The 17,724-nt window shown below is 30.5% G+C and carries 9 protein-coding genes; all 9 read left to right on the forward strand.

Translation table 11 applies throughout. From position 1 onward, the window contains the following. The first annotated feature begins 19 nt into the window (after window positions 1-19). Complete coding sequence (locus tag KOL94_RS00470) at window positions 20-418, forward strand: hypothetical protein (protein WP_221563156.1); 399 nt, start codon at window positions 20-22, stop codon at window positions 416-418. Window positions 419-1,421: 1,003 nt separating this feature from the next. Continuing rightward, window positions 1,422-3,152 carry an ATP-binding protein gene (locus KOL94_RS00475; RefSeq protein WP_221563158.1) on the forward strand — a complete coding sequence of 577 codons (1,731 nt, stop codon included), beginning with the start codon at window positions 1,422-1,424 and terminating at the stop codon, window positions 3,150-3,152. Window position 3,153: 1 nt separating this feature from the next. Next, entirely contained in the window at window positions 3,154-4,506 is a 1,353-nt protein-coding gene (locus KOL94_RS00480) for a DNA double-strand break repair nuclease NurA (protein ID WP_221563160.1), read from the forward strand. Window positions 4,507-4,997: 491 nt separating this feature from the next. Continuing rightward, window positions 4,998-7,889 carry an ATP-dependent DNA helicase gene (locus tag KOL94_RS00485; RefSeq protein WP_260412147.1) on the forward strand — a complete coding sequence of 964 codons (2,892 nt, stop codon included), beginning with the start codon at window positions 4,998-5,000 and terminating at the stop codon, window positions 7,887-7,889. 11 nt (window positions 7,890-7,900) lie between these two features. After that, window positions 7,901-9,658: a DNA methyltransferase gene (locus tag KOL94_RS00490; protein WP_221563162.1), complete on the forward strand. Its 1,758-nt coding sequence runs from the start codon at window positions 7,901-7,903 to the stop codon at window positions 9,656-9,658. Next, window positions 9,651-12,260: a TnsA endonuclease N-terminal domain-containing protein gene (locus tag KOL94_RS00495; RefSeq protein WP_221563164.1), complete on the forward strand. Its 2,610-nt coding sequence runs from the start codon at window positions 9,651-9,653 to the stop codon at window positions 12,258-12,260. Before KOL94_RS00490 ends, KOL94_RS00495 begins: the two co-directional genes overlap by 8 nt. A gap of 225 nt (window positions 12,261-12,485) precedes the next feature. After that, entirely contained in the window at window positions 12,486-14,594 is a 2,109-nt protein-coding gene (locus KOL94_RS00500; protein ID WP_221563166.1) for an AAA family ATPase, read from the forward strand. Window positions 14,595-14,717: 123 nt separating this feature from the next. Next, window positions 14,718-16,145 carry a PDDEXK family nuclease gene (locus KOL94_RS00505; protein WP_221563168.1) on the forward strand — a complete coding sequence of 476 codons (1,428 nt, stop codon included), beginning with the start codon at window positions 14,718-14,720 and terminating at the stop codon, window positions 16,143-16,145. Window positions 16,146-16,635: 490 nt separating this feature from the next. After that, window positions 16,636-17,484, forward strand: a complete 849-nt coding sequence (locus KOL94_RS00510; RefSeq protein WP_221563171.1) for a DUF5677 domain-containing protein — start codon at window positions 16,636-16,638, stop codon at window positions 17,482-17,484. The last annotated feature ends 240 nt before the right edge of the window (window positions 17,485-17,724 follow it).

A 17,724-nucleotide genomic window follows, 5' to 3' on the forward strand; every position in this document is an offset into this window, starting at 1 on the left:
GGGGTTGGAATGGTGTTCTATGCTAGATAAAAATGAAGTTGAAAAAATGAGTTATGCTTATGGAAGATTTTACGAAATTGAAAACTTTATTAGATTATTTATTTCTAAAAATATGCATTTTTTATATGGAGCAAATTGGTATGAAATTTCTTATAAAAAGATAAACAATAGAAGGCCTGTTAAATCTTTTGATAATCTACTTTTCCATGAACTAATCAGTACATTGAAAATGTATTCAGATATGAACTTACTGTTAATTCCTAAGAGATTAATTATGCAACTTAATTATTTTACTCCTATAAGGAATAAAATAGCACACACAATACCACTAGAAGAAAATGAATATATGTTTCTTTTAGATATATATAAAGAGCTAGATGAATTTAGGATCAATCAAGGCGAACCGTACCATAAATAGAGGCAAAAAAAGTTGAAGATAAGGTGGTATTTTCTCTTTTGAATCGAGAGTAGAGGAGGATTTTTCCTTTGCATTACCTGATTCAAGGTACAGCGTGTGGATAAGTGTAAATGTCTTAGAAAGGTTGACCTCGGAAAAATCAAAATCAAGTTCAATTTTATCAACAGTTCGAGAACGAGCGTCCGATTGTTTGATTGTTATCTATTTGTCAATAGCTGAAAGAGTTGCTTTTGTTTTTCTCTCGATGACTGTTGAAATACTTGAACGTATGTTTCTAATAAATGCTTTACCACGTCTAGTGGAATGACTTTTGAATCTGATGAATTCAGTTTAACGCTGAGTTCATTTTTCTTTTGTTCTAAATTCATTTTTCGATTTCGATACCTTCTGCAACCTTTCCTGTAATATGGTAATCTGACATGAGGGGCTATTCCCAATTAACGGGAGTAGCCTCTTTAGTTTGCTTCATATGGTTATGTCTTATAGAGAATAATAGCCTTTTTCAAATTCACCTACATCAACAACTACATATTTTCACTAGAAACACTCACAACATACAAGTATGATGAAAAAGGTAGATTAAGAAATGTATTGGAAACTCCTAACAAAACAATGGACAATTGGCGTGGAAACAAAAAGGTGATTATTAAAATAACTAGTGAGTTTAAAGAGAACGACAGACTAATAAACGTCGTTTTCTTTTATCTAGGGCTACCCACTGAGTACTAGTCAATCTTGCTATTATACTTAAGAAAGACAAGTTTCGTAATTTTCGATTAGCAACTCGTCGTCGGTTTCATAATTAGTAATAAATATTTCTCTTCCCTTGATTCTTTTACCCCGAACTTTTGAGTTACTATAACTATTTTTCTGGTCATCGGTCCGCCCACAAGGGAGCTTTTTATTAGCTTTTTATGAAAATGAACCTGATGTACAAGAGGCGTTACTATTAAGAGTTTTACAGCCTACAAAGTTGCCTACTGATAATGATGTTATTAGTTCAATGATTGAATATTATAAAGATAACCTAAAAACAAGTGGTAATAACACTCAATTAGATGATTTTACTAGGTATGAGTTTAGCTTTTCAGGAATTGAATGTAGTATATTAGGAACGTTTTATAAGGATGCAAATAATGAAATTAAATTTGGCGCTGATTTGGAAAATTTTTTTAGCGCGCATAATTACAGCATCTATAAACCAACTCATAATGTCTTGGAAGTAATAGCAAACTTAAGAGATGGAAATAGTGTGCCAGGAGGAGAAACCGATGTAAAGATTGGAAAAGTCCGTTTTAGCTCTAGCCATAGATATCAAGAAAGTTTAGAGGAGACATCAGTTTATGTAACTCCAAATGACTTCCTTGGAAAAAGGACAGCTTTGTTTGGTATGACTAGAACAGGGAAATCAAACACTGTAAAGAAAATTATTCAAGCTACTTTTGAAATTGGGAGTAAAGCTCCTTATAAATTAGTTGATGAAATTGAAGATGTTACAAGTACATTAGATCCATTTTGTGAAAACGGTTCCCCTAAATATCCAGCTGGTCAATTAATTTTTGATATTAATGGAGAATATGCTAACGCTAACATGCAAGACGAAGGAACTGCTATATTTGAAATTTATAAGGAAAAGGTTGTTAGATACAGTGTATTAAAGAAGCCGGATTTTAAAGTGATGAAGGTAAACTTCTATAACGATATATCATCTGGTTTTGAACTCATAATTACACATTTAAATAATGATAATAGTGATTACGTAAACAGTTTTAAATCAATTGATTTGTCAGAACCAGAAGATAAATCAGATCATAGTGCATTAACTAGATATAATAGAAAAAAAGCGGCATATTTATGTTGTTTATATCAAGCGGGGTTAACACCATCCAAAGGGTTTAAGGTTAAATTTCAAGGGAATAAAACGCTAAATCAAATGGTTCAAAAAGAAGGGAAAATTGACCCTGATAAGGGAATTACATTAGATGAAGCTACAAATTGGTTTACCACTATATGGGAGAATTATAATGATGAGTTCTTTACCAATTACAAAAATGAAAAAGGATATGAGTGGGCAGATGAGGATTTAAAAGCACTTTTAATTTTTCTTACAAGGAAAAAACAACCTAAAGGTAACCCTACAATTAGCGGTTATAGGAAGCTTAATGGAATTAAAGGGTTACACACCGATACAGTTGATAAGCCATTTCAGCTAGAAATAGTAGAGGCATTAAGAGCTGGTAAGATTGTAATTATAGACTTGTCACAAGGTGATCCTAATATTCAAAGGCTATATTCAGAAAGAATTTGTTTAAGTATATTTGCGGATTCAATGAATCAATTTATTGATAACAGCCCTAATAATTTTATTCAGTTTTATTTTGAGGAAGCACATAACCTATTCCCTAAGAAAGAAGACAAAGATTTGAGCCAAATATATAATCGAATTGCTAAAGAAGGAGCAAAATTAAATCTAGGAATGGTCTATGCTACTCAAGAAGTTAGTTCTATTAGTACAAACATATTAAAAAATACGCAAAATTGGTTTATTGCTCATTTAAACAATGAGGATGAACTAAAAGAGTTGAAAAAATATTATGATTTTAAGGACTTTACTGAGAGTCTATTAAAATTTAGTGCTAATAGTGATAAGGGATTTATACGTATGAAAACATATTCTAATCCTTTTGTTGTCCCAGTACAAATTGATAGATTCAGTGCTATAAAGGAGGATTAGAATGGGATATATGAGTAGAAATGGTAAAAGGCCAAATGAGTATGCTAGTAAAACATCGCATAGTTCCATTATTAATGAAGAGTCAGTTACTGAGTTTTTAAAGAATTGCAGTTTCCCTAAAAACTCAGAGGATGTTAATTTGAAAGATCACGTTAATATAATTATAGAAATACCGAAAAAAAATAAGATAGAAAATATTGTTGCAATAGATGGTGGATACACTGAATTACAAGTAAAAAATGAGTTCCCTTCATCAACTATAAGCTTCTTTCAATTTGGAGCACTTATTTTTAAAGTGGAAGATTTAAATGAGGTGTCGAACAAACATTTTATAGATCCAGAAGATATAGCGAAACTAAAAAATATTCAACGTTTTAAATTTACATTACCAACTAAAAACATAACGCATAGTAATGAAGCAGACTTAATTGATTCTGTTAGAAAAACAATTTATAACTTTTTTTTAAGTGAGCCATTAAACGATAAAGAAGACCGTTTTATTAAAACGCTTAAGTGGTTTATCTTTGAGGAATATAAGATGGATAAAAAAGATAAGTGGGTTTTAGCAAGCTGCCCAAAATGTGGCGAACAAAATATTAATTTATATCGAAAAGAAATACAAAAAAATTACAACTATAACTGCCCATCCTGCCATAGCAAGATATATCTTACTGATGTGTTTCGACTACATGAGGCAATTGATAATGAGTTAGGTGCTTCAGGTATCTTAGGATATCTAACATCCCTTTTTGAGCAATTTATATTAATACATTTAATTTATATAATTTTGAAAACTAGACCTTTATTATTAAATGAATTTTTATTTCTTAAGGATGGTCCGCTTGCATTTTTTGGACAAACTGCTAACCTTCATAAACCAATGAGAACACTAATTAATTTTCTTCATGAAAACTATACAGTTCATATTGCGGGTCTAGAAAAAAGTGGTGCATTTGTAGAACATGCCCATGAGATTTCTAAGAAGATGGATAAAAGAGAACTGTTACTATTAGATAATGATTATATTTACAAATATATAATTCCTGGGACTGCAAATGAGGAGAAGCCCTATGCTTCAACTTCATATTATAGCTCAAAACTTATTTATAAAGCCAACGATGAAAGGGTGTATGTAATAACAATACCAACAGAAGCACCAGAAGTGATACTTAAACCTAAAATTGAAGATTTTAAAAATATAGAAACAATTTTACATAATATAGAATTACTAAGGTGTGACATGTATGATAGTGGTTTAGTTCCTGTTGCACTAGTAAATAAGTTGGTATCTTTGTCGAACCATCCTAGTTCGGCTATTTTAACTAAGTTTGTTAAAGAAAGGATTAGACCTTAGGAACGTTAACTTAAGAGTATCGTGATAGGATGGTATAGGCCAGTAGTGCCTGCCCCCTAGTTTGGGATCAGGCACTTTTAATTTAATGTGTTGATTGAGCTTATTTGTAGGGTGTTTATTTATATAACAAAAACAACTAATTATACATCATTTTAAGCGGTGTAAACAAATCACCGTAGTTATATACATCATTTAAAACGGGTTCGTAGGAATTTAATTAGAAATTAGCTTGATACACCATTTACTATTATTATCTTTATAAGAAATAACCCACCCTGTGTTGTCTTGGCAGACCGTAGGGTGGGTTATTTTTTAAATCCCTATAAAGCCACTGTACTTCTTGCAAGGAGTCACATAGAAAGAGCCGGTTAGCAGCTGGTTCTCTCTATGTATTATTGCCTTTATCTTATATAGATAAAACAATGATTTCAATATGTAGTGATAGACTAATATCTATTTATTACAAGGGTTACTTTGTTTATAATGGAAATATGTTGAAAAAGGGTGGGGCGGTGTTTATGAGTTTCCTTAATGACAACCAAAAAGTTGCAGTTGAGACTACTGAGGGACCACTTTTAATTATTGCAGGTCCAGGTTCCGGAAAGACATTTACATTAGTTGAAAGAATATATCATTTAATTACAGAGAAAAATGTTCAAGCTGAAAATATTCTAGTTGCTACTTTTACTGAAAAAGCTGCTCAAGAATTAATGACACGGGTATCAAACCGGCTGCATGATGCTAATATATCTTTTAGCTTAAACGAAATGTATTTGGGTACTATACATTCAATTTGTTTAAGAATCTTAAAAGAGAATAGAGAGTTTACTAGACTGAAAAAGAATTATGTTCTAATGGATCAGTTTGACCAACAGTACTTTCTATATCAAAAAATATATGAGTACTCTAATATCTCAAATATAGAGTTGATATATGGTGAGAGAAGCTCAAGATGGAAAAAAGCTGAGAATCTACTTAAGTGGCTTAATAAGGTTAGTGAGGAAATGTTGGATGTAGAGAGCTTGAAGAATTCTGAAAACCCACAAGTTCAAGCATTAGGTTACAGTTATGAGCTGTACCAAAAACAACTTGAGGAAGAAAATGCTCTAGATTTTTCAACAATCCAATTAGAAACATACCAATTATTAATAGAGCATCCTCAAATACTATCGAATTTTAACAATAGTTTACATTATTTAATGATTGATGAATATCAGGACACAAACACCATTCAGGAAGAAATACTATTTTTACTTGCAGGAGAACGACAAAATATATGTGTAGTCGGAGACGATGACCAGGGGTTGTATAGATTCAGAGGGGCAACTATTCGAAATATCTTAGAATTTCCCCAAAAATTTGATGATGGTGTTTGTAAACAAGTAGAGTTATCCATCAACTATAGATCACATCCATCAATAATTAACTTTTATAATAACTGGATGGAGCAAAATAAGTGGACTTATAAGGGTGAAATGTTTAGATATGATAAAAAAATTATGCCTAGAGATGGTGATCATTCAGAAAAAGCTGAAGTTATTAAAGTTTCAGGCTCTGATGGTTTAGGAAACTGGGAAGATGAAGTTTATCAATTTCTATTATCTATGAGGAATAAGGATAATGTCAGCGACTGGAACCAAATTGCGTTTCTATTTAAGTCAGTCAAAAATGAAAAAGTTGTGGCATTGGCGAATTTTTTAGAGGAAAGGAATATCCCGGTTTATTCACCAAGATCAAATATGTTTTTTGACAGAGAAGAGGTACGGTTATTAATTGGAGCACTTTTATTTTTGTTCCCTCAATTCCCTAAAATAAGAAAGTGGAATGACAATGCTTATTTAGATGAATGGGAAATTTATGACCAATATTTAAGAGAATTTGGAGAAGAATTAAGAAATGAAGAAAATAAGAAATTATTAATGTGGTGTCAGATCCGTGCAAAAGAACACATGAACTTACAGCAAAATACTGACTATTCTTTTTCTGGATTATTTTATCAACTCTTACAATTTGATTTATTTAATTGTTATTTAGAAGGAGATTCTTATCAAGTAAATGATAGTCGTGCAATAAGGAACATATCATTATTCTCAAAGCTTCTCACAAAGTTTGAGTACTTACATAGAGTTTCAGTATTTACACCGAAAAGCATTAATGTCAACATCACTACGTTCTTTAATCAATATTTAAGATTTTTAATTAATGGTGGAATAAATGAATATGAAGATAATTCGGAATATGCTCCGAGTGGTTGTGTGTCTTTTCTAACAATTCATCAATCCAAAGGACTTGAATTTCCAATTGTAATAGTGGATTCTTTAAACACAACTCCTAGAAAGCAATACAGTGATTTAGATGAAATCCTACAAGAAAATTTTTATCGTAAGAAACCATTTGAACCTTTAGATCGAACAAAGCAATATGATTTTTGGCGACTATACTATACTGCATTCTCAAGAGCACAGAATTTACTAGTTTTAAGTTGCCAAGAAAACACTGCAAGTGGACAAGGTACTAGAAACGTTCCCTCCAAACCCTTTGTTAAGTTATATAAAACATTACCTAATTGGAGAGAAGTAAATTCTATTTATGATTTATCCATTGATAAAATAAAGGATGTTAATATAAAAAAAGAATATTCATTTACATCACATATCAACATATTTGAAACTTGTGCTCTTCAATATAAGTTTTACAAAGAATTTGATTTCTCACCAGTACGTCAAGGAGCTACGTTATTTGGCTCACTTGTCCATCAAACTATAGAAGATATTCATAAATCTGCATTAAGAAATGAAGAGTCTAAAATAACAGAAAGTAACGTAGAAGACTGGTTTAACTCTAATTATAATAATTTAGTGAAAAAAGAGCGTGTGTACCTTGCACCACAAACGCAAAAAGCGGCATTAGACCAAGTGTTAAGATATGTGAAGAAACAAAGGAATGATTGGTCACATATCAAAGAAGCTGAGGTGGATGTTTCATTAGTTAAGGATAAATATATTCTTAAGGGCACAATCGATTTAATAAAGGGTAAAGATGAAACAGTTGAAATAATTGACTTCAAGTCGGAGAAAAAGCCTGACTTGGTGAAAGAATCTGAGATGATGTACCATTATAAGCGCCAATTAGAAGTCTATGCTCATTTAATAGAGGAGAGAACAGGCCAAAAAGTTAGCAACATGCATCTTTATTATACTGGAGAAGAAAACAGTAATCCTTATGTCACATTTCCTAAGGATACAAAGGCTATTGATAACACCATTGAAACATTTGATGGAATTGTACAAAAAATCGAAGCAAAAGACTTTGAAATAAAAAAACGACCTAAAAAGCATTGTAGAAACTGTGATATGCGTTATTATTGTGATGCAAAACTATAGGAGTGTTAGATATGAGTAAAAATGAACAAGAAATAAATGTTGAGCAATATAAATTTGAACCGATTAAAGGTTATCCAATGTTAAATTGGAAAGGGAAACGACCTTTCCACTCAACTCAGTACTATCCTGCCCAACTAAAAGAGACTCATGGTGAAACTGTTGATGGTTGGCTTAACAAGATTTTTTGGGGAGATAATCTTCAAGTTATGAGCCATCTGTTAAAGGACTTCAGAGGGAAAGTTAATTTAGTGTACCTAGACCCTCCATTCGACTCAAAAGCTGAGTATAAAAAAAGAATAAAACTTAGAGGGAATGAGGCTACAGGAGATATAAATATTTTTGAAGAGACTCAGTATACAGACATGTGGACAAACGATGAATATTTGCAATTTATGTATGAAAGACTTTTATTAATTAGAGAACTTCTAGCTGATGACGGATCAATTTATCTTCATTGTGATTGGCACAAGTCACATCAGCTAAGATGTATTTTAGATGAGATATTTGGTGCGTCTAATTTTCAGAATGAAATAGTTTGGAACTATAGTGGGTGGAACAGGAAAAATACTACATATTTTAATAGAAGACATGACACCATTTTATATTACTCTAAAACGTCAAATCCTTTCTTCGATCCATATCGTGAAGCATGGGAGTCTAAAGAAGAATATGTCAAAAAAAGAAAACAGAAACTTCATATTGAAAAAGAAACTGGTAAAGAATATGTTCTATCTGACGCTGGAAATGGCAAAAGAGTAAAAAGGTATATTGAGGATGCCTTAGAGGAAGGTAAACATATAGATGATGTTTGGGAAATAGATAAATTAAATAACTCTGATAAGAGTATTGTAAATTATCCAACGCAAAAACCAGAGAAGCTATTAGAAAGGATAATATTATCAAACACAAAAACAGGGGATCTGGTTTTTGATTGCTTTATGGGATCAGGGACTACACAAGCAGTTGCATTAAAATTAGGAAGAAAATTTATTGGATCCGATATTAATTTGGGTGCAGTACAAACTACAACAAAGAGAATAATAAAAATCTTAAAGGAAACAAAAATCATTCAACCAGGATTTGAAATTTATAATGTAAATAATTATGATATCTTTCGTAATCCTACACAAGCAAAGCAATTGTTATTAGAAGCCTTAGAGGTTCAACCATTGATCAATAATGTATTATATGATGGTGAAAAAGATGGGTATTTGGTAAAGGTTATGCCTATTAATCGAATATCTACGAAAGCAGATCTAAATGAGCTTATTACTAATTTTGATTATAAGTTATTTGAAAGAAGACAAGCAGAAAATCCGAATCAATCTGTAGAAAAATTATTACTAGTCTGTATGGGGCATGAACCAGATTTAGCTGCCGCTCTTGAACAAGAAGTTGGATACAAATTAGACATTGAAGTAGTTGACATATTAAGAGATAAATCGAATCTTGAGTTTAAACGTGACTCGGAAGTAGATGTAGCTATTTTCGACGGTAAATTAGTTATAAGGAACTTCTTTCCTATGAACTTACTTCAAAAATTAAGTATTATGAAAGAGAATGTTGGAGATTGGAAAGAGCTAGTTGAATCAGTAATGATCGATTGGAACTATGATGGTGCTGTTTTAGAACCTAAAATTGCAGATATTCCAGATAAAAAGGATTTTGTTAAAGGTGAATATGTAATACCTCATGATGCTGGAACAATACGCATCAAAATAACTGACCTCCTATCTGAGTCGTTAGAGGTGAGTATCAATAATGGCTAAAAAAAATGATTTTGCTTTGGACTTTGCATTTTTTACATATCTGAGGGAGTTCCATGAAGAAAATCGTGGTCGAATCAGAAATCATTATAGGAACTTATCTAAGAAGTTTTTAGACTTTAATGACTCAAAAAATCCAAATGCATTTCTTCGAAAACCACAATTTGAAGCGTTAGAGATGTACATTTTCTTAAAGGAATATTTGGATAATATGCAAGTTCATCAACTATTTGAAGATTGGTATTATAAAAAGAATAGATTTGAAAAAAGAAGTGACATAGGTTTCACAGAAGGTGAGCAAGGGACTTTATTTAGTGTTGATGTAGAGCAATATAAGAGCGTATTTTCTAGAATGAAAAAGTTTTCCCAAGAATATCCAAATTATATTTATGCTCTAACAATGGGAACAGGTAAAACTATATTAATGGCAACATGTATCTTCTATGAATTTTTGTTAGCTAATAAGTTTCCAAAAGATAAGAGATATTGTCACAATGCTTTAGTTTTTGCGCCGGATAAAACAGTTTTACAATCGTTGAAGGAAATTCAAACATTCGATAGATCAAATGTGGTACCGCCTGAATATTTAAATTGGCTAAACACACATTTAAAAGTTTACTTTCTTGAGGATTCAGGGACTACATTAAATACAATTGACCAGTCCAAATTTAATATCATCATCTCAAATACTCAAAAAATTATCTTAAAACGTCAACATAAGCAAAAAAGTAATGTTGATCAGCTTTTCAGTCTTTCATCCTTTCAAAAGGGATCAGCTTATGATGATATATCAGATTTATATGGACTTGATCAACCAGAAGAAGAAGGCGAGTTAATCGACAATCAACGATTCTCAAAATTGACCAGACTTGAACAACTAGGTATATATGTTGATGAAGCGCATCACTCTTTTGGTAATGTACTTGCTAAGGATATGGGAACCAAAACAGCTAAAACAAGTTTAAGACTAACAATAAATGAATTAGCGAAAGCATTAGTAAAATCAGGAACATCCGTTGTGGGATGTTATAATTACACAGGTACACCATATGCAGGCAAAGAAATTTTTCCTGAGGTTGTTTATGCGTACGGGTTAAAGGAAGCTATTGATAAAAAATACTTGAAAAATGTAACGGTTAATGGTTATACAGATCCTAAGTCAGAGGAGTTTTTACATCTTACTGTTAAAAGTTTCTGGGAAAACTATAAGGAAAATCGATATGAAGGCATGTTGCCAAAGCTTGCTATTTTTGCAAGTACTATAGATGAACTTCAGAATGAATTAAAGCCAGTATTAGAAGAAATATTAAATGAACTAAACATCTCAATTGATAAAATATTAGTGAATGTAGGTGATGACAAGCTTACATCAAATGATGATATAAGAGAATTCAATAGGTTAGACACTCCACCATCCAACAAACAATTTATCCTCCTTGTGAATAAAGGTAGAGAAGGATGGAACTGTAGATCATTATTTGGGGTCGCATTGTTTAGAAAGCCAAAGTCAAAAATATTTGTTTTGCAAGCTACAATGAGATGTTTGAGAGCCATTGGTCCTATTCAAGAAAGGGCAAATGTGTATCTATCAGATGAAAATATGAAAATCCTTGAAGAAGAGTTAGAACAAAACTTTAGATTAAGCATTAATGACCTAACTAAAAAAGATAATTCTAACAAACCTTATGAAATTAATTTAGTCCCACCACCAGTTAAAATACAAGTAAATAGAAAAAAGAAGCTGTATGAACTAAAAGAAAAAAGTGTTAATGAATCGATAGATTTTGAATTTGAAAAGTTAGATTTAGAAAAATATAAGCTAGTTCATACAGAACAAACCGGGCTAATATCAAATAAGTTAAATAGAAAGACCAGTCAAGATTTATCTGAATACCGAATAAAAAGAGAATTTAGTCAACTAACACTTGTTGCTGAGATTTCTAGGTATATAAACCGTTCATGTATAGAGATTGATAATATCTTATTAAATTCAAAACAAGGTTACGATGTGATACTAGAATATATAAATAATTATAATGACCTTTTATATGATTGGGTTATCCCAAAACTATTTAACACAATCTATTCATTAGAAAGCTATGATAAAAAAGAGATAAAAGAAATTGAACTTGTGAAGGAACCAGAAGATGGCAGTTATAGAATAAGTGCAAACCCAAAATTAGTCGTCGAAATAAATGATAGTCAGTTTAAGGACTACATTAAAAAAAGTTTTCATCTTGATACCTATTGTTTCGACTCTATTCCAGAAAGACGTTTTTTTGAAGAAATTATACGCCATCAGGAAATAAATAAAGTTTACTTCACAGGAATGCTAACTCATGGCCAATCAGATTTTTATATACAGTATATTGATCCAGAATCTAATACAGTAAGAAGTTATTATCCAGACTTTCTAATTGAGAAACACGATGGAAAGATGCTGATTATTGAAGTTAAAGGTGATAATAAGATTGATGACCCAGTAGTTCAATCAAAAGAAAAAGCAGCTAGAGAGATAGCAAGCGCAAGCGAAATGGATTATAAAATTATTGCCGGTAGCCAAGTAATTAATGGTGGATCTATTTCAATTTTAAGTTCAAATTAACCTTAACTTTAAGCCCTATTCTAAAACTTTGAATAGGGCTCTTAATATTGTTCAAATAATTTAATAGATTTGCTCTTATGGAAAAATACACAAAATTTTCGCCTTAAATTTTTTCATTGTTTCATGACATTGAAAAGAAAATTATGTAGAACTTATTCTTTTTTTGTTGGATAAAAGTGGTAATATAAGTATAAATGATTATAACAAAAATTAGGGAGGGATAACATGGATATTAACTTAAGTAATTGTAATAGTATTGAGAGCGGAACCATCTCAATTGTTGAAAACACTCTTAACATTAAATATGCAGTTAATGGGACAGGTAAATCTACTATTTCTAGAGCTATGGAGTCAGACATTTTCGATAGATTAAACTCAACAAATCAACTTTTAAACCTTAAACCTTTTAAGTATAGGAAGGACAAGGAAACAAATAACCCCAAAATTGAAGGGTTAGATTCTATAAACAGTATTTCAATTTTTAATGAGAACTATATAGATCAATATGTCTTTCTACAAGATGAACTCTTGAAAGATAGTTTCGAGGTTTTTATTCATGATGAAAAATACGAAGAAGGTATGCAAAAAATTAATGAATATATAAAAGTGATTGGGGATACTTTTATAGACAATCATGAAATTGATAGTCTAATGAATGATTTATTAGAGTTAAGTAATTGTTTTGGAAACTCAAAGGGACTAGCTAAATCAAGTAGTGTTTACAAAGGTATTGGATCAGGTAATAAGATTCAAAATATACCAGAAGGCTTAAATGTTTACAAAGATTTCTTGCAAAATAAACAAAATGTAAAATGGTTAAAGTGGCAGATGAGTGGTAATGAATATTTGGAGATATCAAATATATGTCCATTTTGCACCAATACTGGGATAGAAGATAAAAAGGAAACTATATTAGCTGTTAAGAAAGAGTATAATTCTAAGCTAATTGAACACCTTAATAAAGTCATTGATGTTATACATAGATTAAGTTCCTATTTTACAGAAGATACCTACAATAAAATACTTGCGATTTCACAAAGCGTTGACGGTCTAAAAGACGAATATGAGAAATACCTATTGGATGTAAGAGATCAGATTAATATACTTTATAACAAGTTAGCAAAAATAAAAACCTTAGGGTTTCAAACTTTAAAAGATTTTAGCAAAGTTAAAGAGGTGGTGGAAGGTTATAAGATTGATATTGAGTATATTGGTCATATGAATACGGATACTACTTCTAAAAAAGTTGGTCATATTAATGGATTATTAGAAAATATACTTGAAAAAGCAGGACAGTTACAAGGTGAAATAAATAAGCAGAAAAAACATATTGAGAAAACAATTAAAGAGTACAATGATGAGATAAATAGTTTTTTACAATATGCAGGTTATAACTATCAGGTGAATTTAGAGGAGAATAACGAAGGGAACTATAAGCTGAAATTAAAACATAATGAATTTGTAGAAGACCATATTACAAATGTAAAACTTCATCTAAGTTATGGTGAAAGAAACGCTTTTGCACTTGTGTTATTTATGTTTGAGGTAATTAAAAATAATCCGGATTTAATTATCCTGGATGATCCTATATCCTCTTTTGATAAAAATAAGAAGTACGCAATTATTGATATGTTGTTTAGAGGAGAAAAAAGTCTTAGAGGAAAAACCGTATTATTGTTAACACATGATTTTGATCCAATTGTTGATATGATTTATCATCTGCCGCATAAGTTTCAACCTGTACCAAAAGCAGCTTTTTTAGAAAATGTAAATGGAATCTTAACAGAAAAGTCAATTGAGAAAAAAGATGTTAAAACTTTTCTGGAAATAGTAAAAGAAAATATTTTTTTACTTGATGAAGATATAAATAAATTAATTTATTTAAGAAGGTTGTTTGAAGTAAATGAAGATAAAGATGAGCCATATCAATTACTTTCCAATTTATTTAAAAAAAGGGAGATACCAGAATTTATAAACAACAGTATATCAAGACCTATGACTCCAGAAGAAATAGAAATTGGTACATCTATTATATCCGAATATATTCATAATTTTAATTATGACTCTTTTTATAAAACGGTGGCAGATGTTCATAACTTAATCAGTCTTTATGAAAAGTCTTCAAACAATTATGAGAAACTGCAATTATATAGAATCATAAATATAGAAAATAGTAAAAATGATATTATAAGAAAGTTTGTAAATGAGACATATCATTTAGAGAATGATTATATGTATCAGTTAAATCCTTGTGAATATCAGGTTGTACCTCAATTTATTATTAACGAGTGTGATAAAGATGTTATTGATTTAAAACAAGCAATAACTGTATGACTACAATTATAATTATTTTTTTTAATATTTATTATTAGGTACTTATTTGTATTGGTGTAGATTTGTAATTTGTAAAGAAAATTATAAAAAGGATGAAAAATATACTTTGCAAAGGTGTGTAGTATGAGTGAGACTTTAACGATTTCTAGAGTGAGAAATTATAATATTTTGGTAAAAGTAGATAGTAACTTAATTAATCCTACTAGAGTAAAATATCCTGTAGACTTGTTAACTAATAGTGAACTGACGCTACAAATAAATCAATTTATGTTAATATACGCCATCGGATCAATACAATCTAGAAGGTTTAATCCTTCAAATAGACAAAAATTTACTGATAAAGAAGATTTAATTGAAAAAATTAAGAATGATAAAGATTTTAAGGTGCAAATTGACAAAATTCGAAATCTATTAGGCTCAGAAACTTTAGGAAAAATATCTGAAGATTTTGGTGTTGGTATAGCGGTTCTAGTGGCAGATTATCTTTATGACATTGATTTAACGACTTTACATAGAATTACAGAACATGGGAAAAGACCTGATATTAAATGTATGACGAGAAATGGAGATGAGTTAGTCGTTGAATCTAAGGGTTATTCAAACCTAAACAATTTAAGAGGCCAACTAAGTAACGCACAAATCCAAAAAAGATCAATCGTATCAGACATTCATGCAGTTTCTTTAACTTTATTGAGTCAAGATTCCATCTCAACAAATGAATTCATAGACCCACCTAGTCAACCTAATGAAAAGGACAAAGAATTGGTATTAAAAATACAAAGGGCTAAACATTATTCAGCGATTTTTAGTTTCATCGGTCAAAGTGAATTGAGTAAATATTTCTCTTATATGAAAAATAGACTAGAAGATACAGAGGATTTAAATATTCTAAATAAAAAAGAGAATCTATATTGGAAGATTAAAAAAAATTATAGAGAGTATAGAATAGAAGGTGAAATCTATAAGGGAACATTAGAAAGGTTAAATGATGAGAAGCTGATTTTTTTAGGAATTGATCAGAATCTACTAACGTATGAGGGGTTTTATAACTTTCAAGAATATCCATCTGACTTTGAACACTACCAAAACGGAAAAGATTTCTTTTATATTTATAGGGATGGAATTTGTGCAGGGGAACTTTTTATTGACGATTTTAAAGAAGATATTAATAAGATACATCACTTTCAAAAGAGGACTCGAATCTCTGATGTAGATGATATGAATATAATTTCTTTTGAAAAATTTATTGAATTTCTATTTATTGAAAATGGGTATGAAGTACAGAATTTTAAACAACATTATGAAGTGGGATTTGATTTCAAGATTTCAAAAAATAATAAATCTTATAAAGTTGAAATAAAACATCTTTCTCACAAAAATAAAAGGAGAAAATCCTATTATAATGACAAATCAGCAGCGGACATATTAATTACTAATGGTACTATAGAAAAGTCAGTAATATCAGAAAGAAATAATCCTATTATTATTGACAGAGCATATTTACAGGATATCTGCAAAAAGAACAGTTTATTAGAGCGTGTTATTAGGTAACTCTATAATATAACTTATCTTTAAAATAATTTTGTGTATTTTTTGATGAGAAAAGAATTACTATTGAACTAAATCGAATTGTTTTAAATAAGGAAACACCACTACATCAATCTATCTGCGATCACAATTCAAACTATTTAGCACCGGAAGCATTCTTATGTAATGTATGGCAACCTCAACGTAAGTATGAGTATATCTACAAAGCAAATTAATTTAAGTTTTAACAAAAAAGGCATTGGAACATATCATCAATGCCTTTAACGGAAGTCGAACAATACCAAGTGGTTTCACTTTTAATGAACTTAGTTGATGCTAAGTTCATTTTTCTTTATGGAAAATCCATTTAACATTTGACTTTTAAAAAATAAAATTCTCAAATCGCTATACTCACTATTTCCTATTATTGTTAAAATAAAGAGAATAAACCCCTAAGCATTATTTGTGAAGGATGACATTAACATAAAAAGAAAAAGCTCCGGGAGGGAATTGTATGGAAAAAGAAATAAAAAAGTTACAGAACCTATTAACAAAGTATATTGAGTTAAACAAGATGATTGTTGATCAACAGGCGATAGCTGTAGTCCTTTCTAAGAAAGTAGGTAATATTCCAGTATCCGATCTTGATTATGAAGAAGATTTTATTTTCTTTTGTTTCACAAAGTTCACTAAGTCAATGATTGCCATAGAGACGCTCATTGAATCAGACCTATATGAAGATGCTCTCAATCTTACCAGGAGCAACTATGAGTGTCTAATTAACGCTAAAGCGGTCACAAAGAGTGATGATATGTTAGATCAATTAATAGACTACAAGTTAGGATTGAATGGTGAAAAGAAATACCGACATGCATTTAGTAAAAAGGGTAATCCAATTTATAATAAAGTGGTAAATATCCATACTTTAGAGGAAGATAATTTGATAAACATTAAAGGTATCGCTGACAAGGCAGAAGAAGAGGTCTCATACAACAATGTGTATTCATTCCTAAGTGAAATCACACATTGTAACTTTCTTACATCAGGCTACTACAGGGAAGGTATCGACTACTCGTATTCAATGGTTAACGAAATAGCCTTAGTTAACACCCTCCTATGGAACGTATACTTCAACATAAAGTTCTATGGACTATTCATTGATGAAGAGGTATTTGATATAGAGGATTTAGAAAAACATGTTCTTAGTATTTTGTTGTCTGATACATTAAAAGTTGCAAAGATACTTGAAGATGAAGAGAAGCGTGTAGAAAATGAGGCGAAAAAGTTACAAGATCAGGATGAAATTGATCAAGCTAAGCAATACATCAATAGATTAGTCCTGCTACGAACACACATGAGGTAAATTTAGAGAGAGAAGAAATCTCTCTTTTTTCTACTGCAATCGGATAGTAACGAGTAAGACTCTATTACGGTAAGTTTAAAGAGAAAATAGTCAATCCAGAAAATCCTTGTTATAAATATAATCGGTTATGGTTTTAGAGATAACCACATTAACAAAGCGACACTTAGATTTAGCTAAACATATACGATCATACGAAATAAAAGGGGTCCAATTAACTGTCGAGCATGATAAAGAATTATT

The sequence above is a fragment of the Alkalihalobacillus sp. TS-13 genome, assembly GCF_019720915.1.
In the GTDB taxonomy this organism is placed as follows: domain Bacteria; phylum Bacillota; class Bacilli; order Bacillales; family Fictibacillaceae; genus Pseudalkalibacillus.